Here is a 22,050-nt window from a genome sequence, read left to right as displayed (position 1 = left end):
TGCGCCATCTTGACGCGTATCAAGGCAGGCCCCTGCGGCAGGGGCAGTCTGCCTCCGCGTGTATGGAAAAAGTGCAGAGGAGACGCCGTATGGAAGACAAGATGCCCGAGATGAGTGCCGAAGCCGGGGCCGCCACCCGCATCGAACCCGTGCCGGAGATGGCCGAAATCACCACCGAAACGCCCGCCGTGCCCGCCGCCCCGCGCTCGGGGGATTTTCCCACCCATGGCCCGCGCGAATTTCCCAAGGCGACGCCGGATGCCATCCGCCACGCCTTTGAATCCGGCAAATACCCCTATGCCCGCCCGCTGGGCCGCGTGCCCTATGAGGCCGAAAAGGCCCGGCTTCAGGCCGAATTGCTCAAGGTCCAGATCTGGGCGCAGGAGACGGGGCAGAAATTCGTCGTGCTGATGGAAGGCCGCGATGCCGCCGGCAAGGGCGGCACGATCAAGCGCTTCATGGAACATCTCAACCCGCGCTATGCCCGCGTGGTCGCGCTGACCAAGCCCTCGGAAAAGGAAAAGGGCGAATGGTTCTTTCAGCGCTATATCCAGCACCTGCCCACGGCGGGCGAAATCGTGTTCTACGACCGCAGCTGGTATAACCGCGCCGGGGTGGAGCGCGTGATGGGCTTTTGCACCCCTTCGGAATATCTGGAATTCATGCGCCAGGTGCCCGAGATGGAACGGATGCTGGTCCGGTCGGGGATCCGGCTTTACAAATACTGGTTCTCGGTCACGCGCGAGGAACAGTTCCGCCGCTTCACGGCGCGCGAGACCGATCCGCTGAAGATGTGGAAACTCTCGCCCATCGACAAGGCGAGCCTCGACAAATGGGATGACTATACCGAGGCGAAAGAGGCGATGTTCTTTTATACCGACACCGCCGACGCGCCCTGGACCATCGTGAAATCGAACGACAAGAAACGCGCGCGGCTCAATTGCATGCGGCATTTCCTGTCCACCATCGACTATCCCGGCAAGGATCACGCGGTGATCGGCACGCCCGATCCGCTGATTGTGGGGCGCGCGCATCAGGTGATTGGCGGCGAGGGGCATATCCTCGATACCGCGCTGCCGCATGATTACAGCCGGCTGCGCCCGGTGGCGCCGGCGGTCTGATCCGCGGGGGCTTGCAACCGGCGGCGCCCGGCGCGATGGTCGGGCGCAAAGGAGCAGGCGCATGCGGATCGGATATGTCACCCTTCCCGGCCGGGGCGAGACGGATCGCCTTCTGGCCGGGCTGGCGCAGCGCCTGATGGCGCAGGGGCTGCCGCTGGCCGGGGCGGTGCAACACAACCTCGATTGCGGCGACAGTTGCGACATGGATGTGCAGGTGCTGCCCGACGGGCCGGTGATCCGCATCAGTCAGACCCTGGGCGCCGGGTCGTCGGGCTGTCGGCTGGATGCCGGCGCGCTGGAGGGCGCGGTGGCCGAGGTCGCGGCGCGTCTGGCGCCTGCGCGGCTGCTGATCGTCAACAAGTTCGGCAAGCACGAGGCCGAGGGGCGCGGCTTTCGCACCCTGATCGCCGAGGCCCTGGCGGCGGGCCTGCCGGTGCTGATCGGGGTCAATGCCACCAATGCCGGCGCCTTTGCCGATTTCGCCGGCGACCTGGCCGAGCCGGTCGCCCCCGAGGCATTGGCCGACTGGGTGCAATCGGTGCTGGAGGCGGCGGCATGAGCGCGAAGGTCGCGGTGATCACGGTATCGGACCGCGCGGCGGCGGGTATCTACGAAGACAAGGGCGGCCCGGCGATCGAGGCCTGGCTGCGCCGCGCCGTCATCTCGCCGCTGGAGGTGGTGCGCGAAATCGTCCCCGACGGGCGCGACAGCGTTGCGTCGGCCTTGCGCCGCTGGGCCGATGCGGGCGGCGCCGATCTGATCCTGGCGACCGGCGGCACCGGCCCCAGCCCGCGCGACGAAACGCCCGAGGCGATGGATGATGTGGTCGAACGCCACTTTCCCGGCTTTGGCGAATTGATGCGCGCCGTCAGCCTGCGCGAGGTGCCGACGGCGATCCTGTCGCGGCAGGGGGCGGGCACGCGCGGGCGCTGCCTCATCATCACCCTGCCGGGCAAGCCCTCGGCCATCGACACCTGTCTGGACGCGGTCTTTCCGGCGGTGCCCTATTGCCTTGACCTGATGGGCGCCGGGTGGATCGAGACCGACCCCAAGGTCTGCAAGGCGTTCCGCCCGGCGAAATAGCGCGGTTTACGTCTCAGACAGGCTGTCGGCGATCAGCCGCGCCACATCGGCATGTTCGCCGATGGCGGGCAATAGCGGGCCGGTGAAGCCGGCCTCGGTCAGCGCCGCCGGCACATCCTCGGCCACATGGCCCGCGCGGGTGGCAAACAGCGGCAGGCACAGGGCCGGGCCAAGGCCGCGCGCCGCATCGGTCAGAAAGGGCGCCTCCTCGACATAGCCGGTGACGACGTGAAAACGGGTCAGCGCGCGCAGCAGGACGGCCAGTTCCTCGGTCCGGCTGGCCGAGGCGCGCGACACCTGGCTGCCATGGGCGGCCAGCAGCAGCGTGGCGGTTTCGGGCAGGCCCTGCGCCTGTGCGGCCCGCACCGCCACCTGCGCCAGCAGATCGGGCAGGGAGGGGTGATGGCCAAAGGCCGGCAACTGCCGCGCCGCGCCCAGACCCGCCGCGCGCAGGAGCTTGGGCAATTGCTGGCGGGTGAACCAGCCCTCGGCCATGAAGAAGGGCAGGATCACCGCCTGCGGCAACCGCGCCGCCGCCTCCTCCAACGCGCCGGGCAGGGCCAGCGTGGTGCCCGCGATGCGCCAGCCGGGCCGCCACATCCGCACCCGCGCGGCCAGCGCCTGCATCCAGCGCTCCTGCGGGATCGGATCGGCGGGCGCGCCATGCGCGACGAGAATGGCCTGGGGAAGGGTGCCTAGGGTCATGGCGCCGAAGATAAGGCGCTGCGGCGCATTGTCCAGTACCCGCGACTTGCCGGGGCCGGCCGGCGCGCTAGGATGGCGCCGAACAGGAAGCCGCGATGGACCCCCGCAATGGACTGGATGGAATTTGCCCTGGCGCTGGCCGCCTTCATGGCCAGCCATGTGATCCCCGCCCGGGCCGGAATCAAGGCGGCACTGATCGCGCGGCTGGGGCGGCGGGGCTATGGCATGGGCTATGGTCTCTTGTCGCTGGCGCTGCTGGTCTGGGTCATCGCCGCCGCCGGGCGCGCGCCCTTTGTGCCGCTCTGGGATCAGGCGCCGTGGATGCGCTGGCTGGCCAATCTGGCGATGCCGGTCGCGGTGGGGCTGATCACCCTGTCGCTGGGCGCGCCCAATCCGCTCAGTTTTGGCGGGCGCGTGGCGGGGTTCGATCCGGCGCGGCCCGGGCTGGCCGGTGTGGTGCGCCACCCGCTGCTGACCGCGCTGGCGCTGTGGGCGGGGGTGCATCTGCTGGTCAATGGCGATCTGGCGCATGTGATCCTGTTCGGCCTGTTCGCCGTCTATGCGCTGGCAGGCATGGCGATGATCGACCGGCGCAACCGCCGGCTCTGGGGCGCGGATCAATGGATGACGCGGGCCTCGGGCACGTCGAACCTGCCCTTTGCCGGGGCCTGGCACAGCTATCGCCCGCCGCTGTGGCGGCTGGGGCTGGCAGTGGTGATCTGGGCGGGGCTCTGGCATCTGCACCTGCCGGTGATCGGGGTCAGCCCCGCGCCCTGAGCGGCGTCATTCCTGCCAGATCACCGTCCCCGCGCGCAGGGTCAGCGTGACCCGCGCGGCATCGGCGCGGGCGGCAAGCCCCGCCAGATCGCCCGCGACCAGGATCACATCCGCCTCCATCCCGACCCGCAACGCGCCGCGCCGGCGTTCCGCGAACATGCCATAGGCGCCGCCGGCACCATAGGCGGCAAGCGCGGTGGCAAGATCAAGCCGCTGATCCGGCATGTCCGCGGCCCAGGGGCGGCGCGACAGCGCGCAATGCAGGCAATAAAGCGGGTCGAGCGGCGAGACCGGCCAGTCGGTGCCAAAGGCCAGCGGCGTGCCCTGGCCCGCGATCCGCGCCCAGGCAAAGGCGGTCGACCAGCGGTCGCGACCCATGATGGAGATCGTCGGCTCCAGCGGCAGGCCGGCGCTGCCGGGCGGATGCACCGGCTGCATCGAGGCCATGACGCCGAGGTCGCGCAGGCGGGGCAGGTCGGCTTCGGTTATCGTGTCGATATGTTCGATCCGGTGGCGGCTGTCGCGCGGGCCATTGGCGGCGCGGGCGGCCTGATAGCCGTCCAGCACGGCGCGCACCGCGCCATCGCCCACGGCATGCACCGCGATCTGCAACCCCGCCGCATCGGCCTGCGTGCAAAGCCGCGCGAAGGCGGGGGCGGAAATCAGCCGCGGCCCGTCATTGCCGGGGTCGTCGGGATAGCCGCCGACCACATGCGCGGTCCAGGTGTCAAAGACCCCGTCCATGAACATCTTGATCATGCCGAATTCCAGCCGCCCCACCGGCGCGGCCTGTGCCTGCGCGATCAGGGCAGCCACGCGCGCCGCGTCCTGATCCTCGGTCAGGTTCATCGGCAGCTTGACGCGGATCGGCAAATCCTCGGCCAGTTCGGTGAAAAGCCCCGCCTGATAAAGATTGCCATCCATGTTCACCGCGCTGGTGATGCCGTGGCGGGCGAGTTCATGGCAGGCGCGCAGAATGGTGGCCTTGTCGCGCGCCCGCATCGCGGCATCGGGCGTGCCGGGCGGTTCCTGCCCGATCATCGCGGTGCTGTCGCGCCCGCCGGTCGGCGTCAGACGGCGGACCAGTTCCATCGCCGCGCCCTCGCGCAATTCGCCGGTGGCAAGGCCATCCGGCCCCATCACCACCTCCGCCCCCGGCGGCGTTTCGGCACCGTGCAGGATGCCCGCCAGCCGCAGTGCCGCCGTATTGGCCCAGGCCGCGTGATAATCGGTGGAGGTAATGAACACCGGCCGATCCGCCACCGCCGCATCCAGCGCATGCCGGTCGGGCCGGGTGCCGGGGCCCAGCATTTCGTAATTCGCGCCATAGCCGCAGAGGAATGCGCCGGGCGCCAGCGTGCCGGCAAAGCCGCGCAAGGCCGAGCGGAACCCCGCCACATCGCCAATGGCGGCCAGGTTCAACTGGCCAAGCGCGGTGCCGCCCAGAAACAGATGCACATGGCTTTCGGTAAAGGCGGGCAGCAGCGTGGCGCCGCCCGCGTCGATCACCTGTGGGGCCGCCGGCGCCTCGGCCACGGGTCCGATCCAGGCGATCAGGCCGCCTTGCACCGCCAGCGCGACCGGCGTGCCATCGGGAAAGCGGACGGCGTTTCGAATGACCAGATCCATGACGGCCTCGTGAAAAGCCCCGGCGGCGCGATACGCGGGCGCCGCCGGGCAGGGGGTGCCGTGTTATTGCAGAAGCTGGGTCCAGACCTTCGTCACCAGATCCTGCGCCGCCGGCGAACAGGCGCGCGAGAATTCGACCTTGACCGTGGGGAACAGCTCAGGCGCGTTTTCGGGGGTGTATTTCGCGCTTGCGGTGTCGATTTTCACCGGGGCGGAATGGCCGTAGAAATTGTATTGCGCCGTCGCGTTCTCGACGGTGGACATGAAGTCGATGAATTTCTTGGCGTTCTCCACATTCGCGGCCCCCTTGGGCACCACGAAGCTGTCCAGCCAGCCCACCAGCCCCTCTTTCGGCATGGCATATTCGATGGGCGCGCCGTCATTGGCGCGGGTCTTCATCGAATTGCCATCCCACCAGAAATGCATCGCCACTTCACCGCCGCCAATGCGGTTTTCGATATTGTCGCTGGTATAGGCGGCGACAAAGGGCTTTTGCGCGGCCAGCAGGTCATAGACGCGCTTCATCTCGGCCGAATCCTCGGAACAGAAGGGCACGCCAAGATAAAGCTGCGCGGCGCCCACCACCTCGTCGGGATAGGAAAGCGAGGCGATCTTGCCCTTCAGATCCTCGCCCGGTTCAAAGAAGGCGGCCCAGCTGTCCACCGGCCCCTTGTATTGATCGCGGTTCACCGTGAAACCGGCGGTGCCAAAGGCCAGCGGGATGGAATATTCGTTGGTCTCATCCCACCACTGCCCGCGCCATTTTTCATCGACCGCCTGATAGGCCGCAAGGTCATGGGCGTCGATATCCTCCAGCAGCCCCTCATCCGCCATGATCTTGAGGAAATGCTGCGAGGGCGTGACCAGATCATAGCCCGAGGCGCCGGCCTGCAATTTGGTCAGCAGGTCTTCGTTGGAATTGAAACCATCGACATTGACCTTGATCCCGGTCTCGGATTCGAATTTCGCGATCAGCTCGGGCGAGATGCTGTCGGACCAGATATAGAGGTTCAGCACCCCTTCGGCCTGCGCGGCAGCGGGCAGGGCCAGAAGGGCAGAGGTCAGCAGAATGCGCATCGTCATGAAGGTCTCCTTGAAGGGTGATCCGGGTCTTCATGCCCGGTTTGGGTTGCGAAAGGTCAGCACAAGCGCGGTGGTGGCCAGGATCAGCGAGCCCAGCACGATCAGCGTGGAAATCGCGTTCAGCTCGGGCGTGGTGCCCTGTTTGATCAGGCCGAAGATATAGACCGGCAGCGTGGTCGATCCGCCGGAATTGAGCAGGTTCGAGGTGATGAAATCATCCATCGAGATCACGAAGGCCAGCATCGCCCCGGCAAAGACCCCCGGCGCGATCAGGGGCAGGGTGACACGGCGGAAGGTGACCCAAGGGCTTGCGTAAAGGTCTTGCGCGGCCTCCTCGAAATCCGGCTCCATCCCTTGCAGGCGGGCGCGGATCGGCAGGAAGGCAAAGGGGATGCAAAAGGCCGAATGGGCGATCACCAGTTTCAGAAGGCCGTTCTGAAGCCCGATCTGCGAGAACAGGATCAAAACCGCCACCGCCAGCACGATTTCGGGCAGCAGCAGGGGCAGGTTCACCACCGTCTCCGACAGCCGCCGCAGCCTGACATCGCGCCCCCGCACCAGCACCAGCGCGGCCATCAGGGCGACCGTCGTCGCAATGGCCGTGGCGATGCCGGCCACGGTCAGCGAGATCTGCACCGCATCCAGCAGCGCCCGGTTGTGCAGCGCACTTTCATACCAGCGGAGCGAAAACCCGGTCCAGACCGAGGCGAGGCGGTTTTCGTTGAAGCTGTAGGCGATGACCACAAGGATCGGCAGATAAAGCCAGAGAAAGAACAGCGCGGTGAAGATCCGCGCGCCCGGATAGCGCCGCACGTCACGCATGGCTCACCTCCCGCCGCGCCCGCAGCGCGTTCAGCATCAGGAAGATCATCACCAGCCCCATCAGCGTAACGGCAATCGCCGCGCCAAAGGGCCAGTTGCGCCCGCCGCCGAACTGGGTCTGGATCAGGTTGCCCATCAGCATGACCTTGCCGCCGCCCAGCAGGATCGGCTCCAGCACCGCGCCCAGGCAGGGCACGAAGACCAGCACCGCGCCGGCCATCAGCCCCGGCAGGGTCAAGGGCAGGATCACCCGCCGCGCAGTGACCCAGCGGCTGCCGTAAAGATCGTGGCTCGCCTCGATCAGGGCAGGGTCCAGCTTTTCGATACTGGCGAAAACCGGCAGGATCATCAGCGGGATATAGCTGTAGACCAGCCCCGTGAGCATGGCGCCATTGGTGAACAGAAGACTGTCCATATCGGCCACAAGGCCAAGCCCGCGCAGGGTTTTCTCGATCACCCCGTCATTGCCCAGAATGATGATCCACGCATAGACCCGCACGATCATCGACACCCAGAAGGGCAGCGTGACCAGATAGACCAGCACCGCCTTCCACCGCGCCGGGGCCTGTGCGATGACATAGGCGGCGGGCAGGGCAAGCGCCGCGCAGATCAGCGTCGTCAGCCCGGCCAGCCAGAGCGTGCGCCCGATGATGGCCAGGTATTGCGGGGTAAAGGCAAGATTGCCGTCCCAATCTTCCTCGAACAGGATCTTCGCGTAGCTGTCGAAGGACAGGCCCCAGTCAAATCCGCCATAGGCGCCGCGGATCGAAAGGCTGACCAGCACGACGATGCCGATGGGCAGGACCAGCGTCAGCGCCATGATAACCCAGGCGGGGGCAAGGCCCCAGATGCGGAAATCGCGCCAGTTCATCGGGCCAGCACCCGCGCGCTGTCGGGGCGAAAGCCCAGCCGCACCGGCGCGCCGATGGCAAGGCTCGCGCCATGCGACACCGCATTGCGTTTCGACACCCGCAATTCGGTGCCGTTCACCGTGACGGTGTAATGGGTATAGCCGCCCATGTAATTGCGCCCGGTGATGGTGCCATGCAGCGCCTCGCCCGGGGCCTGATCCTCCATCCCGATCTTTTCGGGCCGCAGCGACAGCATGGCTGGCGCCCCCGCCACCGCGCCCTTGTGCCAGGTGGTGACCGGCCCCAGCGGGGTTGTCACCGTCGCCCGGTCGCCCTCGACCGAGACCACCTCGGCGGGCAGGAAATTCGTCTCGCCGATGAAATCCGCGACAAAGCGGTTTTCGGGGTCTTCGTAGATCTCGTTCGGGGCGCCGATCTGCTGCACCTCGCCCGCGCCCAGCACGCAGATGCGGTCGGACATGTCGAGCGCCTCTTCCTGATCGTGGGTCACGAAGATGAAGGTGATGCCGGTGGCGCGCTGCAACGCGCGCAATTCATCCCGCATCGCCTGCCGCAGCTTGAGGTCGAGCGCCGAAAGCGGCTCGTCCAGCAGCAGCACCTCGGGTTCCGAGGCCAGCGCCCGGGCCAGCGCGATGCGCTGCCGCTGCCCGCCCGAAAGCTGCGCCGGGCGGCGGCGGGCAAAGGGTGTCATATGCACCAGATCCAGCATCTGCGCCACGCGGTCGCGGATGCGCGCCTTTTCCCAGCCCAGATTTTCCAGCGCGAAGGCGATATTCGCCTCCAGCGTCATATGCGGGAACAGGGCGTAGCTTTGGAACACCGTATTGACCCGGCGCTTGTGCGGCGGCTGGTCAAGGATGTCGCGGCCATGCAGGCGGATGGTCCCCGCGGTCGGGCTTTCAAACCCGGCAATCATCCGCAGCAGCGTAGTCTTGCCGCAGCCCGACGGCCCCAGCATGGTAAAGAATTCGTTGTCATAGATGTCGAAGCTGACCCCCTTCAGCGCCTGAAAGCTGCCGAAGGATTTGGCGACATTCTGAACCTCGATGGCTTTCTTGCGTTCCATGGCTCAATCCGCCGCCAGTTCGGTGATTTCGCGCCGGAAGGACAGGGTATCGCCCCAGTCCTCGGTCCAGACCCCGGTATCGACTTCGCGCGCATAGCGGTGGCCGGCATAGGTCGCCCAGGCGATCGGGCCGGGGGCGGCGGCGTCGCCGATGATCTGCACGCTGCGGATGCCGGCATCGGCCCAATCGGCCTGCCGCGCCTTCAGCCCGTGATACAGCGCATCGTTCGAGGCGCGCGAGGCGACCAGCACCACCGCATCCGCCTCGATCACCCGGCGGGCATCGGTATAGGCGCAGTTCGCCTCCACCCCGTCGGCGCGCAGGGCGGTCACGCCGGTATTCAGCACGATCTGCACGCCTGCCTCCACCAGACGGCGGTGAATGGCGCCCTGTTCCAGCGTGTTGCGCGTCCAGTCCGAGACGAAGGCGGCGGGGGTGACGAGCGTGACCTCGCAACCCGCTTTGGCGCACAACTCGGCCAGCACGCCGCCCATGTAATAGTGATCGTCATCATAGACCACGACGCGGCCCGCAGGCATCCGCCCCGCCATCAGGTCATCGGGCGTGAAGGCGGGCAGGGCGCCAAGGCCCGGCATCGGCACCACATGCTGCCGCGCCACGCCGTCACTGCGCCAATGACTGCCGGTCGCCACGCAGATATTCTGGAAGCCGAAGTCCAGCACCTCCTCGACGCCCAGTTCCGATCCCGGATACATCTGCACATTGGGCCGCTGGCCGATCTGATACAGCCGGTAATCCATCACCCGCCCCCAGGCCGACAGGCCGGGCAACAGCCGTTCGCGCGCCACGCGGCCGCCGAACGCATCGCCAGCCTCGGCCAGCGCCACGTCATAGCCGCGCAGGCTGAGCGCCCGCGCGGCCTCCAGCCCCGCCGGGCCGGAACCGATCACCAGCACATTCTCGCTCTCGCCCCGCGCGGCGATCTTTTCGGGATGCCAGCCCTTGCGCCATTCCTCCATGAAGGTGGGGTTCTGGGTGCAGCGGCTGATCGACATGGTCATGTCGCCGGTGATGCAGATATTGCAGCCGATACATTCGCGGATATCCTCGATCCGGCCTTCCTCGACCTTTTTCGGCAGGAAAGGATCGGCGATGGAGGGGCGCGCGCAGCCGATGAAATCCAGCGTGCCCTGCCGCACCATCCGCGCCATCACATCGGGCGATGTGAAGCGGCCCACGCCGACCACGGGTTTCGAGGAAAGTTCGCGGATGCCCTTCACCAGCACCTCTTGCGCGGCTTCCTCCTTGAAGCGCGATGGGCCGGAGCAATCTTCCCACGTCCCCTGCGCCAGATCCCACAGGTCAGGCAGATCGGCATTCATCGCGATGAAGTCGCGCAGTTCCGCATTGGAAAAGCCCAGATCGCCGATGTTTTCGTCAAGGCTGACCCGCATCGTCAGCGCCATCGTATCGCCCACGGCATCGCGCATATCCGCCACCACCTCGCGCGCAAAGCGCGAGCGGTTTTCCAGACTGCCGCCATATTCGTCGGAGCGCTGGTTGGTGGCGCGGCTGAGGAAATGCTGGAAGATGCCGAACCCATGCGCGCCGTAAAGGCAGATCAGGTCGAACCCCGCCAGTTTCGACCGTTTCGCCGCGTTCACGAACCAGCGGCGCAGGTTGCGAATGTCGCTCTTGTCCATCGCGCGGGCCTGCACCGGATCATTGGTGAAGGTGCGGATCGGCAGCGCGGTCGGCGCCAGCGGCACTTCCTTGGTATAGAAATTCGGCCCGTTGATGCCACTGTAAGCCAGCTGGATTCCCGCCAGCGCGCCATGCGTCTTCATCGCCTCCGACATCTTGCGCAGGCCGGGAATATCCTTGTCCTCCCACAGCCGCAGCTCGATGAAGGGCGTGATTTCCGAGGTCTGGTGCATCTCGGTCTGTTCGGTGAAGATCACGCCCCAGCCGCCTTCGGCCTTGATGCCACGCATTGCGGCGGCGGCCGAGGGGTCACGGTAGCCGCCGCCATTGCAATGCGGCACCTGATAGAAACGGTTTTTCGCGGTCAACGGGCCAATGGCCATGGGCTGAAACAGGATATCGTAGCGGGGATCGCGCAAGGCTCCGGGCTCCGTCGGCTGGAGAGGTTGCCTCCAGCAGACCCCCTGCCGCGCCCAGGATAAAGAACGGGCTTCGGAAGCCGGAATTAGGGGCAGGCTAAGCACGCCTCAAGTTGCGTTCGGATTGGTCGAAGTGCCGAAAATCCGGGCATCGCGCAAAGCCTGCGGTCAGAAATCGCGCACCGGCCCGTCGATGCGCAGCTTCAGCCCCTGCGCGGTGTCGGGGGTCAGCGCGCCGCGGCAATGGTCGATGAAGGCCCGCACCGTCTGCGAGGCGCGCGCCCCTTCCGACAGCACCAGCCCCAGCCGCATCGCCCGCACCGGCCCGGTCAGCGGCACATAGCGCAGCGGCCGCCCGTCGGGGCTGCGATCCGACCAGGGCCGGATATTGGCGATGGAATAGCCAAAGCCCTGTCCCACCAGGCTTTGCATCACCGCCATGTCGCGCGTGCGCTCCGCGATGCGCGGGCGCATGCCTATCTCGCTGAAAAAGCTGAGGAAATATTCGGATGACAGCGGCAAATCCAGCAGGATCAGCGGCTCATCCGCCAGATCGGCGGGCGATATGGCGGCCAGATGTGCCAGCGGATGCCCTTCGGGCAGGACGGCATAGGGCGGCAGGCTGGCCAGGGCCACGAATTCCAGATCGGGCGGGATGTTCAGATCATAGCTCAGCGCCACATCCAGCGTGGCCCCGCGCAGCCCCTCGAAAATTTCTGACTGGTTGCGCTCGAACTGGTGGAAATCGACCTCCGGATATTCATCCACGAAGCTGCGGCGCAGTTGCGGCAGCACCACCTGCGCAAAGGTCAGCAGGCAGCCCACATTCAGCGGCCCGCGCACCTTGCCGGTGATGCCATTCGCCAGATCGTTCAGCCGCGCCGCCTGGGCCAGCACCACGCGGGCCTGTTCCACAAACTGCTTGCCGCCCTGCGTCAGCGACAGGCCATGCGCATGTTTGCGCACGAAAAGCGGCAGGCCGAATTCCTGTTCCAGCTGCGAAATCGCCGCCGAGATCGAGGGCGAGGATACATTCACCCTGTCCGAGGCCAGCGCGATCGACCCGCATTCGCCCACGGCGACCAGGTATTCCAGTTGCCGCAGGGTAAATCGCAAGGGCATGACTTATCAGGCTCCGCCTTTGATTAGGGGTAGCCTAACCCGGATTAAAATTTGATCCAAGTCGTCTTCAGCGCCGAATATTTGTCGAAACTGTGGATCGAAAGATCACGCCCGAAGCCCGATTGCTTCATGCCGCCAAAGGGGGTCATGGCGCTCAGGGCGTCCACGGTATTGACCGAGACGGTGCCCGCGACAAGCCGGTCCGCTACCGACAGCGCCCGCCCCAGATCGCGCGTCCAGACCGAGGCGGCCAGCCCATAGGGCGTGTCATTGGCCAGCGCCAGTGCCTCGTCCTCGGTGGTGAAGGTCTGGATCGACAGGACGGGGCCAAAGATTTCCTCGCGCACGATGCGGGCATCGGGGGCGGCGCCGGCAAAGATCGTGGGCTGCACATAGGCGTCGGAACCGCTGATTGTCAGCCGCTCGCCGCCGCAGACCAGCCGCGCGGATTGCCGGCCGTTGTCGATGAAGCCCATCACCGTATCGGCATGGCGCCGATCGACCAGCGGCCCCATGGCCGCGCCGGGGTCAAGCGGGTCGCCCGGCTGCGCCCGGGCGGCGCGCGCCGCCATGCGCTCGATCATGTCATCCGCGATGGAGGCATGAACCAGCATCCGGCTATTGGCCGAACAGACCTCGCCCTGATTGAAGAAGATGCCAAAGGCCGCCATGTCGGCGGCGGCGTCCAGATCGGCATCGGGAAAGATCAGGTTCGGGCTCTTGCCCCCCGTCTCCAGCCAGACCTGTTTCATGTTCGATTCGCCGGCATAACGCTGGAAGAGCTTGCCCACGGCGGTCGAGCCAGTGAAGACCAGACAATCGACATCGGGGTGACGACCAAGCGCCTGACCCGCATCCTCGCCAAAGCCCGGCACCACATTCAGCACGCCATCGGGCAGGCCGGCCTCGGCGGCCAGCTCGGCCAGGCGCAGCGCCGACAGCGGCGATTGCTCGGCCGGTTTCAGCACCACCGAATTGCCCATGGCCAGCGCCGGCGCCAGCTTCCACGTCGCCATGTCGAGCGGAAAGTTCCACGGCACCACGGCGCCGATCACCCCCAGCGGCACGCGCCGCACCATGGCCAGATCGCGCCCGCCAGTCGGGGCGATCTCGTCATAAAGCTTGTCGATCGCCTCGGCATGCCATTGAAAGAAATGCGCCGAACCGGGGGCGTCGATGGTGGCGGCCTCGCGCACCAGCTTGCCCATGTCGAGACTGTCCAGCAGCGCGAGTTCCGGCACATTCTCACGGATCAGCGCCGCCAGCCGCAACAGCACCTCCTTGCGCGCCGAAGGGATCTGGCGGCTCCAGCGGCCGTCTTCAAAGGCGCGGCGGGCCGAGGCGACGGCGCGGTCGATATCCGCCGCGCCCCCGCGCGCGACCTCGGCCAGAATGGCGCCATTCGCCGGGTTCACACTGGCAAAACGCTGACCCGAGGCCGCAGGCACCGCCGCGCCGTCGATCCAGATCCGGTCACGAAAGGTCAGCGCGTCGGCACGGGCCTGCCAATCGGCACGGGTGAATTGCGTCACGTCATTCATCGCCGGGAACTCCGTAAGAGGGGGCTTGGGTCGGATCTTCGGCGCGCTGCACATAGGCGGCCATCTGGGGCTGATAGACCGCCCAGGCGGCCTCGAGCGCGGCAATCGGGCAGGCTTCGGTCCAGTCGCAGCGCAGATCGACCAGCGGCCAGGACAGCCGGTCGGCGATCTTGAGCCCGGCCGAATGCACCGGCCCGGCCTCGCCCCCGGCCTCCAGCCCCGCGCGCAAGGCGCGCATCAGCCGGTCACCCAGGGCACCCGGGGCGACCTCGAAGGCCGCGACCATGGCGGCGGGCACGCCGTCATCGGCCAGCAGATTGCCCCCCGCCGCACAATCCTGCCCCCGCGCCTCGCCCCAGAGACCCAGCACCTGCCGCCCGGAATGGATCGCCACCCCGCCCATGCGATCGACCACCAGCAATTGCCGATAGTCGATATGGGCGCGGTCCTGCACCACCCGCGCCAACGCGGCGCCGGCCACCAGCCCCTCGGCCAGCGTATCAAGGAGCAACGGCCCGAGCGCCGGGTCGGTCACGTTCTGGCTTGCCACCACGCCGACCCCCGCCCGCACATGCGCGCAACGGGCGGCGACCGCGGGCGAGGAGGAGGAGATCACCATGCCAAACTGGCCGGTCCGGCCGCAGCGGGCCACAAGGGAAAAGGTCATGCACAGGCTCTTTCGGTGCGGCCGGGGGTTTCACACCCCCGGACCCCCGTGGGATATTTGAGAACAGATGAAGGAAGGCGGTTTCATCTGTTCGGAAATATCCTCGGGGGTCCGGGGGCAGACAGCCCCCGGTCTTGCGGGATCAATCGGGAATGACGGCGGTGGCGTCGATTTCCACCAGCCAGTCGGGGCGGGCAAGGGCAACCACGGTCAGGCCGGTGCAGACCGGATGCACGCACTTGATATATTCGCCCATGGTCCGGTAGACCGCTTCGCGGTGGCGGACATCGGTCAGGTAGACCACCAGTTTCACCACATGTTCCATGCGGCCGCCGGCCTCTTCGACCAGTTGGCGGATGTTCTGCATCACCTTGTGGGTCTGTTCCACCGGATCATGCGTGGCGATGTTCTGTGCGGTGTCCAGCTCCTGCGGGCATTGGCCACGCATCCAGAGCGTCGTGCCGCCCCGGGTGGCGACAGCCTGGCACAGATCGTTGTCGAGGCGCTGTTCGGGATAGGTGTCGCGGGTGTTGAACTTGCGGTAGCGGGTATGGGTCATGGGGTCTCTCCGGGTCATTCCGCGGCGGCGGCGGTGTCGCCGGGCGCGCGATAGGCAAGGTAGCTGCGTTGCTTGGCGATATGGTCGGCCACGAATTTCGCATCGTGCCAGACCCCCCAGATGAAGGAGGATCCGCGCCGCGACTGGTAGGGCAGGCCGAGGAAATAGATGCCGGGTTCCGACGAGACGCCGCTCTGGTGGCGCGGTTTGCCCTGGCCGTCCAGCGCATCGACCCGCAGCCAGCCGTAATCGTTGGAAAATCCGGTGGCCCACAGGATCGTCGTGATGCCTTCGGCCCGCAGGTCGAGGCTGAGCCGCGGATGGGTCATGCAATCGGGGTCGGGGCCGATCTCGCGCGCTTCGGGTTCGGGGGGCAGGTCGATGCCGTTGCGCGCGGCCCAGGCATCGGCCTCGTCGAGCAGCGACAGGTAATTGGCGTCGCCCCGGCGGATGTTGCGGCCCAGATCGTCGGCAAAGGTCAGCGCGCCGTCACGCCAGCCCTCGGTCCGGCCCATCAGCACCATGCCGCGCGCCGCGAGCTTGCGGAAATCGACCGTCGCCCCGCCATGGGCGCCGCTGACCGCGATGGTGGTATGTTCGGCGCCTTCGGGCGCGTCGGCATCCCATTTGTTCAGCACGCCCAGCCACCAGACGAAATCGCGGCCGCGATAGCGCCGTGGCGGGCGGTCATGCGGCCCGACCGAGAGCCAGACCTTGCGCCCAGCGGCCAGCAATTCCTCGGCGATCTGGGTACCGGAGGAACCGGCGCCGACGACCAGCACGCCGCCCTCGGGCAGTTGCGCGGGGTTGCGGTAGCTGTTGGAATGGATCTGGGCGATGCCCGCATCCGCCGGCACCAGCGGCGGGATGACCGGGGTCTGGAAGGCGCCGGTGGCCGCGATCACATAGCCGGCCTCGATCGGCCCTTCCGAGGTTTCGACGCGAAAGCCCGCGCGCTCGGGCAGGCGGGTCACGCCGGTCACCGTCACCCCGCAGCGCAGCGGCGCCGCGATGCGGGCGGCGTAATCGACGAAATAATCCGCAACGCCCTCCTTGCCGACAAAGGCCTCGGGGTCGCCCGAAAATTCGGCGCCGGGAAAGCGGTCATGCCAGGCCGGGCCGTTCGCCACCAGGCTGTCCCAGCGGCAGGAGCGCCAGCGTTCCGCCACGCGCCCCTGTTCCAGCACCAGATGCGGCACGCCATGGCGCGAGAGATGTTCGCTCATGGCGATGCCGGCCTGGCCCGCGCCGACCACCAGCGCTTCGATCCGTTCCACAGACATCGGGGGTTCCTTCATCGGTTGGGTGCCTCAGGCCGGGATGCGGCGGGCGAGATATTGGGCGAATTCGTAATTCGGCCGCTCCAGATGGCTGAGCGGTCCGGGTTCTGACAGGCCGGCGCAAAGCCCGCGATAGACCTTTTCGGTGCAGCCCTTGTCTTCGGCGTTCACATCGTCCAGCAGGGCGCGCACGGCGGCGAGATGGGTTTCGGCCTGCGGATCGGCCAGCCATTCCTCGGACATGCCGCCGCCATAGAGCACATTCACATGGCCCGGCCCGTCGGGCGTCAGCGAGAGATACCAGAAATAGCCCGGCGTCAGCGTGATCAGCAGCGACGGATAGATCGCCAGCAACCAGGTCTTGCGCCGGTCATCGCCGGTCAGCGTGGTATTGGTCGGATGTGCCAGCGCCAGCGGCACCGTGTCATTCTTGAGGATCCAGTGATAGTTGAAGGCCGCGCCGCCGGTCGGGCAGACCATCTCCTCCAGCTTGGACGCGCCGCCGATCGTGCCGGCATGGCACATCGGCAGGTGATAGCTTTCCATGAAATTCTCGGCCAGCACCTTCCAGTTGGTTGCCCAGCGAAAGGTCTCGCGCCAGACCTCGCGATAGCCGGTCATGTCGAAGGGGGCGATCAGGCGTGTCACCTCGGCCAGTGCCGTTTCGGGCGCGGGGGCGTCGGGGTTGAGGGTGACCATGATCCAGCCTTGCCAGACCTCGCAGCGCAGGGCGGGCAGGCCAAGCGCCTCTTTGCAGAAACTGTCATTGAGCGTCATCGCCGGGGCGCCGCGCAGCGATCCGTCCAGATTGTAGGTCCAGGCGTGATAGGGACAGACGATGCTGCGCACATGGCCGCGCCCTTGCAGCAGGGTGGACATGCGGTGACGGCAGACATTCGACATCGCCCGCACCACGCCATCGCGGTCGCGCAGCACCAGAACCGGCTCGCCGGCGATTTCCATCGTCAGGTAATCACCCGGCGCGGCCAGGCTTTCGGCGCGGCCGGCACAGACCCAGTCGGCGGCAAAGACGTGGCGCTGTTCCTGTTCCAGAAAGGCGGTCGAGGTATAGACCGATTTCGGCATGGCATGGGCGCGCTCCAGCGGGACCGAGACATTGCGGTGCAGCTCTGCGGCGGGGGTAAGCGGGGCAGGGTGGTTCATGATCGGTGTCCTGTCATCCAAGCGCGGGCTGGGGGCTGCGGGTTTCGGTGCTGAACCAGGGGGTCAGGGCGGAATCGGATCGCGGGTCAGGGATCGCGCCTTCCAGCGCAGCCGCCTGCCGCATCAGATGCAGCGGCCCGTCCCAGTCAAAGCTGTGATAAAGCGCGGCAAGCTGCGCATGGGGCGGGCTTTGCGCAAAAAGCTGGAAGCTGAGCCGCTGGCCCGCCTGATCGCTGTTCAGAAGGTCGCGGGCAAAGGCCATCAGGCGGCGGCGATCCTCGGCCGTGCCCCCCGCGCCATCATGGCAGCGATCCAGCCAATCCGCCGTTTCGGGGCTGCGAAAGCTGGCGGCGTCGGGCATCAGCGCGATCTGGCCGCCGCACAATTCGCGCGTCAGGTGCAGCATCGCGGGCAGATCGGTCAGCGCCATGACCCGACCGGCATAAAGCAGCGACTGGTTGGGCATCATCAACCCGCCGGCCGAGCGTTCGGCCAAGGCGATCGCGGCGGTCAGATGGGCATGGATCCCCTCGCGCCACAGGGCCAGCCGCGCCAGCTTGTCCTGCACGCCGGCATGGCGATCCTGCCCGGCAAGCCGCAGGCTGGCGAGTGCCGCGCCGATCATCAGATCGGCCTGCCGCAACAGGCGCTGCACGAAGGGAAAGGCGCTGTAGCGGTGCAGCACCGCGCGCAGATGCCGGGCCGCCTGCGGCGCGCGGTAGAACACCACGTCCTCCCACGGGATCAGCACATCGTCGAACAGGACCAGGCTGTCGCTTTCGGTGCAGCGGGCCGTCAGGGGCTGATCCTCGGGCCGGGCGGCGGTGGCGCGGCAGACGATCTTCAGCCCCGGCGCCCCCAGATCGCAAAAGAAGCCAAGCGCGCGGTCGGTCTGCGCCGGTTCCTCTGCCAGCGACAGCGCCGGCTTGACGAAGGCGCGGTTGGCATAGGCCGCGCCGGTCAGGTATTTCGCGCCCCGCAGCACGATGCCCACATCGGTCTCGCGCTGCACATGCAGGGGTGCGGGCCGGCCCTGCGCGCCCGGCGGCAGCCGGTCCGCCGGATCGGCATTGCCGGAAATCAGAAAGCCATCCTCGGCCAGAAAGCGGCCTACCTGCGGGGCGACATGCGCGCCGTGGCGGGGATCGAGCGTCAGAAGCGTGTCGCGCAGGTCATGCAGCGCCCAGACCTCGCCCGCCGTCTCGTCGCCGATGCGGCCCACGATGCCGCCGGCGGTGTCGAGGATCAGATCGGTCGCGCGGCGCTTGGCCCACCAGTCGGCCTGCGAAAAGGGCAGGGCATGGGTCACCGGCTGCGGGGTGCCGCGGCGGGTGGTGACCAGAGTCGCGCGGTGTTCGGGATCATGCGCCATGTCATGCAACCGGGCGCGCAGATCGACCATCGGGCGAAAGGCCGGATGGGTCGCCACATCGGCCACCCTCTCGCCGCCGACCAGAACGGCGCGGCCATCGCGGATCGACGCGCGGTAGTCTTCGCCGGTGCGGATCATGCGCAGCCCCCAAAAGCCGATGCTCAAGCCCAGACTGGCGCAGGATGGCTTAGGGGGAAAGCAATAGGTTATTCAGCTTTGATTAGGCTGCACCTAATTCGATACGGGCAACAGCGCCTCGATCCGCTCCGCCGGGCGGCAAAGCGCGGTGCCGCGCGCGGTGGCGACAAAGGGCCGCTCCACCAGCACGGGATGGGCCAGCATGGCCGCCAGGATCGCCTCATCGGCGATGCCGGGCGCCAGCAGGCCCAGTTCAGCGGCCAGCGGCTCTTTCCGGCGCAATGCCTCGGGCGGGGTCAGCCCGGCGGCGGCCAGCAGCCCCCGCAGCTCTGCCTCGGCAAAGCCGGTCTCCAGATAGGGCACGATCCGCGGCTCCAGCCCGGCCGCGCGCAGCCGCGCCAGCGCCGCGCGCGAAGTGGAGCATCGGGGATTGTGCCAAAGCGTTGCATCCTGTGTCATGCCCCGAGATGACGCGAGGGCAGGGCCGGGGTCAAGGCGGCGCGGCCCCCGGACGGGCAAAAAGGGCTTGTGCCGTCGCGGGAAAATACATATCAAAAGATGAATGTGTGTATTGCCGCAGCCGCGAAGCCGTGTTGCCGAAGCGGGGTTTCTGTGGCATGACACTCTGGATTGAAACCAGACTGACGAGTTCAGCATGACCGACTTTGCCGCCCGCCGCACCATGATGGTCGATACTCAGGTCCGCCCGTCGGATGTCACGAAATACACCATCATCGAAGCGATGCTGAACGTCCCGCGCGAAAGCTATGTGCCGCCCGCCCGGCGCGAGGCCGCCTATGTGGGCGAACATGTGGCGCTTGGCGCCGGCCGCGTCGTGCTGGATCCGCGCACGCTGGCCAAACTGCTGGACGCGCTGGACATCCAGCCCGCGGAGACCGTGCTGGATCTGGGCTGCGGCCTTGGCTACTCCACCGCGATCATCGCCCGCATGGCCGAGGCCGTCGTCGCGGTCGAGGAGGACGAGACCTTGGCCGACGAGGCGCAGCGCACCCTTTCGGCCGAAGGCGTGGACAATGCCGCCGTGGTCAAGGGCAAGCTGGCCGATGGCTCGGCCAAGGCCGGCCCCTATGACGTGATCACCCTGCAAGGCGCCGTCGAAACCCTGCCCGAGCCGCTGCTCGCGCAGCTCAAGGAAGGTGGGCGCATCGGCGCGATCTTCATGGAAGGCAATCTGGGCGTGGCCCGGGTCGGCTACAAGATCGACGGCGCGATCACCTGGCGCCAGGTCTTCAACGCCTCGGCCCCGGTCCTGCCGGGCTTTGCGCGCCACAAGGCCTTTGCGCTGTAAGACATCCCGCCCGGCGCGACGGAAATCGCGCGCCGGGACGTAGACGGCCGGGGTTCGTCCGGTCTGCCCGGCCGGGCCTTGTCCCCGCTGCGCACAAGCAAGAACAGGAGCCTGTCCATGGTCGGTCTGAAGCGGAAACTTGCGGCGACGGCCGCCGTGGCCCTGCTGACATTCGCCACCACCCCCGCCGCCTGGGCGGAAAGTCTGGCGGATACGCTGGTCGCGGCCTATCGCAATTCGCATCTGCTGGACCAGAACCGCGCCCTGCTGGCGGCGGCGGATGAAAACGTGGCGCAGGCGGTGTCGGCGCTGCGCCCGGTCATCACCTACAGCGCGAATTACTACAAGCAGCGCCGCCTGAACGACATCGCCTCGCCGGTCTTCAACGGCTCGGGCTTTGACATGGTGCGCACCGAAAGCTTTGCCGAACAGACCACGGTCGAACTGGCCATCCAGCTGACGCTGCTGGATTTCGGCCGCAACAAGGCCAGCGTCGAGGCGGCCAAGGAATCCGTTCTGGCCACCCGCGCCGGTCTGGTCGGGATCGAACAGGACGTGCTGCTGACCGCGGTGCAGGCCTATGTCAATGTGCGCCTCGCGCTGGAAATCCAGAACCTGCGCCAGAACTATGTCAATGTCATCGGCGAGGAGCTGAAGGCCACGCGCGACCGTTTCGACGTGGGCGAGGTGACGCGCACCGATGTCGCGCTGGCCGAGGCGCAACTGGCCGAGGCGCGGGCCGCGCTGGCATCTGCCGAAGGCGATGTGCGCGTGGCGCGCGAAAGCTTCAAGGCGGCGGTCGGGCATTACCCCGGCAAACTGGCGTCGCTGCCGCGTGCGCCCAGGCTGCCCGCGTCGCTCGATGCGGCGCAGGCGGTGGCGCGGCGCGAACATCCCAACATGATTCGCCAGCAGCATCTGGTCAAGGTCGCCGATCTGAACATCGAACTGGCCAAGGCCAACATGCGCCCGACCGTCAGCGCGCGCGGGGCGGTCACGCTCAGCGGCGGGGCCGGCGATTCCAACCATTACGCGCAGGAAAGCCTGGGCGTGACCATGAGCCAGACGCTCTATGCCGGGGGGCGGCTGTCCTCGCAGCTGCGTCAGGCACAGATGCAGCGCGAGGCGCAGCGCGCCGCATTGCATCAGACCGCCGTCGGGCTGGATCAGAACCTTGGCACCGCCTGGGCGCAGCTTGATGTTTCGGCGGCGCAGATCTCGGCCAACCAGCTTCAGATCGAGGCGGCGCAGGTGGCTTTCCAGGGCCTGCGCGAAGAAGCCAAGCTGGGGGCCCGCACCACGCTGGAGGTGCTGGATGCCGAACAGAACGTGCTGGATGCCCGCGCCGCGCGCGTCCAATCCGAAGCGCAGCGCTATTTCTACGTCTATCAGGTGCTGGCGGCCATGGGAAAGCTGACCGTCAAGGATCTGAACCTCGGCATTCCGACCTATGATGTGACGGGTTATTACAACCTGGCCAAGGACGCGCCGGTGGTCAGCTTTCAGGGCGAAAGCCTGGATCGCGTGCTCAAGGCGCTTGGCAAGCAGTAAGGCCCGCGCGCAAGTGCCTGCCTGAGCTTGGAAATCGTTAACCCGATCGGTGCCTCTGTCTTGCGGGACAGGGGCACTGTCGTTACTCTGGCACCAAAACCAAC

The 22,050-nt window shown here is 67.0% G+C and carries 21 protein-coding genes; 6 read left to right on the top strand and 15 right to left on the bottom strand.

The annotated features are described in order from the left end of the window. The first annotated feature begins 89 nt into the window (after positions 1-89). The 3 genes from ppk2 (at position 90) to mog (ending at position 2,204) form a co-directional block, all read left to right on the top strand. The gene (ppk2, locus tag FOA17_RS15450; RefSeq protein ID WP_238991841.1) at positions 90-1,121 is read left to right on the top strand and encodes a polyphosphate kinase 2; all 1,032 of its coding nucleotides are present in this window, start codon (positions 90-92) and stop codon (positions 1,119-1,121) included. Positions 1,122-1,182: 61 nt separating this feature from the next. After that, on the top strand, positions 1,183-1,680 hold the full coding sequence (locus FOA17_RS15445; protein ID WP_149142386.1) for a DUF2478 domain-containing protein: 498 nt from the start codon (positions 1,183-1,185) through the stop codon (positions 1,678-1,680). Then, positions 1,677-2,204 (top strand): molybdopterin adenylyltransferase, encoded by a 528-nt coding sequence (mog, locus tag FOA17_RS15440; protein WP_149142385.1) that lies wholly within the window; start codon positions 1,677-1,679, stop codon positions 2,202-2,204. The genes FOA17_RS15445 and mog overlap by 4 nt, the downstream gene beginning before the upstream one ends. 6 nt (positions 2,205-2,210) lie before the next feature. Here mog and FOA17_RS15435 read toward each other — a convergent pair whose 3' ends face one another. Beyond that, positions 2,211-2,909 (bottom strand): CbiX/SirB N-terminal domain-containing protein, encoded by a 699-nt coding sequence (locus FOA17_RS15435; RefSeq protein WP_149142384.1) that lies wholly within the window; start codon positions 2,907-2,909, stop codon positions 2,211-2,213. A 108-nt stretch (positions 2,910-3,017) separates the two neighbouring features. Between FOA17_RS15435 and FOA17_RS15430 the strand changes: the two genes are divergently transcribed. Next, positions 3,018-3,686 carry an NnrU family protein gene (locus FOA17_RS15430; RefSeq protein ID WP_149142383.1) on the top strand — a complete coding sequence of 223 codons (669 nt, stop codon included), beginning with the start codon at positions 3,018-3,020 and terminating at the stop codon, positions 3,684-3,686. Positions 3,687-3,692: 6 nt separating this feature from the next. Here FOA17_RS15430 and FOA17_RS15425 read toward each other — a convergent pair whose 3' ends face one another. The 14 genes from FOA17_RS15425 to arsC all read right to left on the bottom strand — a co-directional run bounded on the left by FOA17_RS15425 (position 3,693) and on the right by arsC (position 19,545). After that, positions 3,693-5,315, bottom strand: a complete 1,623-nt coding sequence (locus FOA17_RS15425) for an amidohydrolase (RefSeq protein ID WP_149142382.1) — start codon at positions 5,313-5,315, stop codon at positions 3,693-3,695. 63 nt (positions 5,316-5,378) lie between these two features. Further along, on the bottom strand, positions 5,379-6,398 hold the full coding sequence (locus tag FOA17_RS15420; RefSeq protein WP_238991840.1) for an extracellular solute-binding protein: 1,020 nt from the start codon (positions 6,396-6,398) through the stop codon (positions 5,379-5,381). A 30-nt stretch (positions 6,399-6,428) separates the two neighbouring features. Then, positions 6,429-7,220, bottom strand: a complete 792-nt coding sequence (locus tag FOA17_RS15415; RefSeq protein ID WP_149142381.1) for an ABC transporter permease — start codon at positions 7,218-7,220, stop codon at positions 6,429-6,431. After that, the gene (locus FOA17_RS15410; RefSeq protein ID WP_149142380.1) at positions 7,213-8,091 is read right to left on the bottom strand and encodes an ABC transporter permease; all 879 of its coding nucleotides are present in this window, start codon (positions 8,089-8,091) and stop codon (positions 7,213-7,215) included. Before FOA17_RS15410 ends, FOA17_RS15415 begins: the two co-directional genes overlap by 8 nt. After that, on the bottom strand, positions 8,088-9,158 hold the full coding sequence (locus tag FOA17_RS15405; protein WP_149142379.1) for an ABC transporter ATP-binding protein: 1,071 nt from the start codon (positions 9,156-9,158) through the stop codon (positions 8,088-8,090). The genes FOA17_RS15410 and FOA17_RS15405 overlap by 4 nt, the downstream gene beginning before the upstream one ends. A 3-nt stretch (positions 9,159-9,161) precedes the next feature. After that, positions 9,162-11,243: an oxidoreductase gene (locus FOA17_RS15400; RefSeq protein ID WP_149142378.1), complete on the bottom strand. Its 2,082-nt coding sequence runs from the start codon at positions 11,241-11,243 to the stop codon at positions 9,162-9,164. 168 nt (positions 11,244-11,411) lie between these two features. Then, positions 11,412-12,365, bottom strand: coding sequence for a LysR family transcriptional regulator (locus tag FOA17_RS15395; protein WP_149142377.1), 954 nt, complete (start codon positions 12,363-12,365; stop codon positions 11,412-11,414). A gap of 44 nt (positions 12,366-12,409) precedes the next feature. Further along, entirely contained in the window at positions 12,410-13,906 is a 1,497-nt protein-coding gene (locus FOA17_RS15390) for an aldehyde dehydrogenase (RefSeq protein ID WP_149142376.1), read from the bottom strand. Next, a complete protein-coding gene (locus tag FOA17_RS15385; RefSeq protein ID WP_149142375.1) occupies positions 13,899-14,573 on the bottom strand; it encodes a DUF1028 domain-containing protein in 675 nt (224 codons plus the stop codon). Before FOA17_RS15385 ends, FOA17_RS15390 begins: the two co-directional genes overlap by 8 nt. A gap of 142 nt (positions 14,574-14,715) precedes the next feature. Next, on the bottom strand, positions 14,716-15,132 hold the full coding sequence (locus FOA17_RS15380) for a RidA family protein (protein ID WP_149142374.1): 417 nt from the start codon (positions 15,130-15,132) through the stop codon (positions 14,716-14,718). Positions 15,133-15,146: 14 nt separating this feature from the next. Further along, entirely contained in the window at positions 15,147-16,415 is a 1,269-nt protein-coding gene (locus FOA17_RS15375) for a flavin-containing monooxygenase (protein ID WP_149142373.1), read from the bottom strand. A 27-nt stretch (positions 16,416-16,442) separates the two neighbouring features. Further along, the gene (locus FOA17_RS15370; protein WP_149142372.1) at positions 16,443-17,576 is read right to left on the bottom strand and encodes an aromatic ring-hydroxylating oxygenase subunit alpha; all 1,134 of its coding nucleotides are present in this window, start codon (positions 17,574-17,576) and stop codon (positions 16,443-16,445) included. Between the two features lie 13 nt (positions 17,577-17,589). Continuing rightward, positions 17,590-19,113, bottom strand: a complete 1,524-nt coding sequence (locus FOA17_RS15365) for a 4-hydroxyphenylacetate 3-hydroxylase N-terminal domain-containing protein (RefSeq protein WP_238991839.1) — start codon at positions 19,111-19,113, stop codon at positions 17,590-17,592. A 66-nt stretch (positions 19,114-19,179) separates the two neighbouring features. Next, positions 19,180-19,545: an arsenate reductase (glutaredoxin) gene (gene arsC, locus FOA17_RS15360; RefSeq protein WP_149142371.1), complete on the bottom strand. Its 366-nt coding sequence runs from the start codon at positions 19,543-19,545 to the stop codon at positions 19,180-19,182. A gap of 196 nt (positions 19,546-19,741) precedes the next feature. Here arsC and FOA17_RS15355 point away from each other — a divergent pair, with 196 nt between their 5' ends. Both FOA17_RS15355 and FOA17_RS15350 read left to right on the top strand, forming a co-directional pair. After that, entirely contained in the window at positions 19,742-20,395 is a 654-nt protein-coding gene (locus FOA17_RS15355) for a protein-L-isoaspartate O-methyltransferase family protein (protein ID WP_149142370.1), read from the top strand. Positions 20,396-20,512: 117 nt separating this feature from the next. Then, complete coding sequence (locus tag FOA17_RS15350) at positions 20,513-21,946, top strand: TolC family outer membrane protein (RefSeq protein ID WP_149142369.1); 1,434 nt, start codon at positions 20,513-20,515, stop codon at positions 21,944-21,946. The last annotated feature ends 104 nt before the right edge of the window (positions 21,947-22,050 follow it).

It is taken from the genome of Gemmobacter caeruleus (genome assembly GCF_008271655.1).
GTDB lineage: Bacteria > Pseudomonadota > Alphaproteobacteria > Rhodobacterales > Rhodobacteraceae > Gemmobacter > Gemmobacter caeruleus.
This window is presented reverse-complemented; position numbering and strand designations above follow the sequence as displayed.

Excerpts from the sequence above, each read along its gene's own strand:
- ppk2 (WP_238991841.1), top strand. The coding sequence starts at position 90 with ATGGAAGACAAGATGCCCGAGATGAGTGCCGAAGCCGGGGCCGCCACC.
- FOA17_RS15445 (WP_149142386.1), top strand. The coding sequence starts at position 1,183 with ATGCGGATCGGATATGTCACCCTTCCCGGCCGGGGCGAGACGGATCGC.
- mog (WP_149142385.1), top strand. The coding sequence starts at position 1,677 with ATGAGCGCGAAGGTCGCGGTGATCACGGTATCGGACCGCGCGGCGGCG.
- FOA17_RS15435 (WP_149142384.1), bottom strand. The coding sequence starts at position 2,909 with ATGACCCTAGGCACCCTTCCCCAGGCCATTCTCGTCGCGCATGGCGCG.
- FOA17_RS15430 (WP_149142383.1), top strand. The coding sequence starts at position 3,018 with ATGGACTGGATGGAATTTGCCCTGGCGCTGGCCGCCTTCATGGCCAGC.
- FOA17_RS15425 (WP_149142382.1), bottom strand. The coding sequence starts at position 5,315 with ATGGATCTGGTCATTCGAAACGCCGTCCGCTTTCCCGATGGCACGCCG.
- FOA17_RS15420 (WP_238991840.1), bottom strand. The coding sequence starts at position 6,398 with ATGACGATGCGCATTCTGCTGACCTCTGCCCTTCTGGCCCTGCCCGCT.
- FOA17_RS15415 (WP_149142381.1), bottom strand. The coding sequence starts at position 7,220 with ATGCGTGACGTGCGGCGCTATCCGGGCGCGCGGATCTTCACCGCGCTG.
- FOA17_RS15410 (WP_149142380.1), bottom strand. The coding sequence starts at position 8,091 with ATGAACTGGCGCGATTTCCGCATCTGGGGCCTTGCCCCCGCCTGGGTT.
- FOA17_RS15405 (WP_149142379.1), bottom strand. The coding sequence starts at position 9,158 with ATGGAACGCAAGAAAGCCATCGAGGTTCAGAATGTCGCCAAATCCTTC.
- FOA17_RS15395 (WP_149142377.1), bottom strand. The coding sequence starts at position 12,365 with ATGCCCTTGCGATTTACCCTGCGGCAACTGGAATACCTGGTCGCCGTG.
- FOA17_RS15390 (WP_149142376.1), bottom strand. The coding sequence starts at position 13,906 with ATGAATGACGTGACGCAATTCACCCGTGCCGATTGGCAGGCCCGTGCC.
- FOA17_RS15385 (WP_149142375.1), bottom strand. The coding sequence starts at position 14,573 with ATGACCTTTTCCCTTGTGGCCCGCTGCGGCCGGACCGGCCAGTTTGGC.
- FOA17_RS15380 (WP_149142374.1), bottom strand. The coding sequence starts at position 15,132 with ATGACCCATACCCGCTACCGCAAGTTCAACACCCGCGACACCTATCCC.
- FOA17_RS15375 (WP_149142373.1), bottom strand. The coding sequence starts at position 16,415 with ATGTCTGTGGAACGGATCGAAGCGCTGGTGGTCGGCGCGGGCCAGGCC.
- FOA17_RS15370 (WP_149142372.1), bottom strand. The coding sequence starts at position 17,576 with ATGAACCACCCTGCCCCGCTTACCCCCGCCGCAGAGCTGCACCGCAAT.
- arsC (WP_149142371.1), bottom strand. The coding sequence starts at position 19,545 with ATGACACAGGATGCAACGCTTTGGCACAATCCCCGATGCTCCACTTCG.
- FOA17_RS15355 (WP_149142370.1), top strand. The coding sequence starts at position 19,742 with ATGACCGACTTTGCCGCCCGCCGCACCATGATGGTCGATACTCAGGTC.
- FOA17_RS15350 (WP_149142369.1), top strand. The coding sequence starts at position 20,513 with ATGGTCGGTCTGAAGCGGAAACTTGCGGCGACGGCCGCCGTGGCCCTG.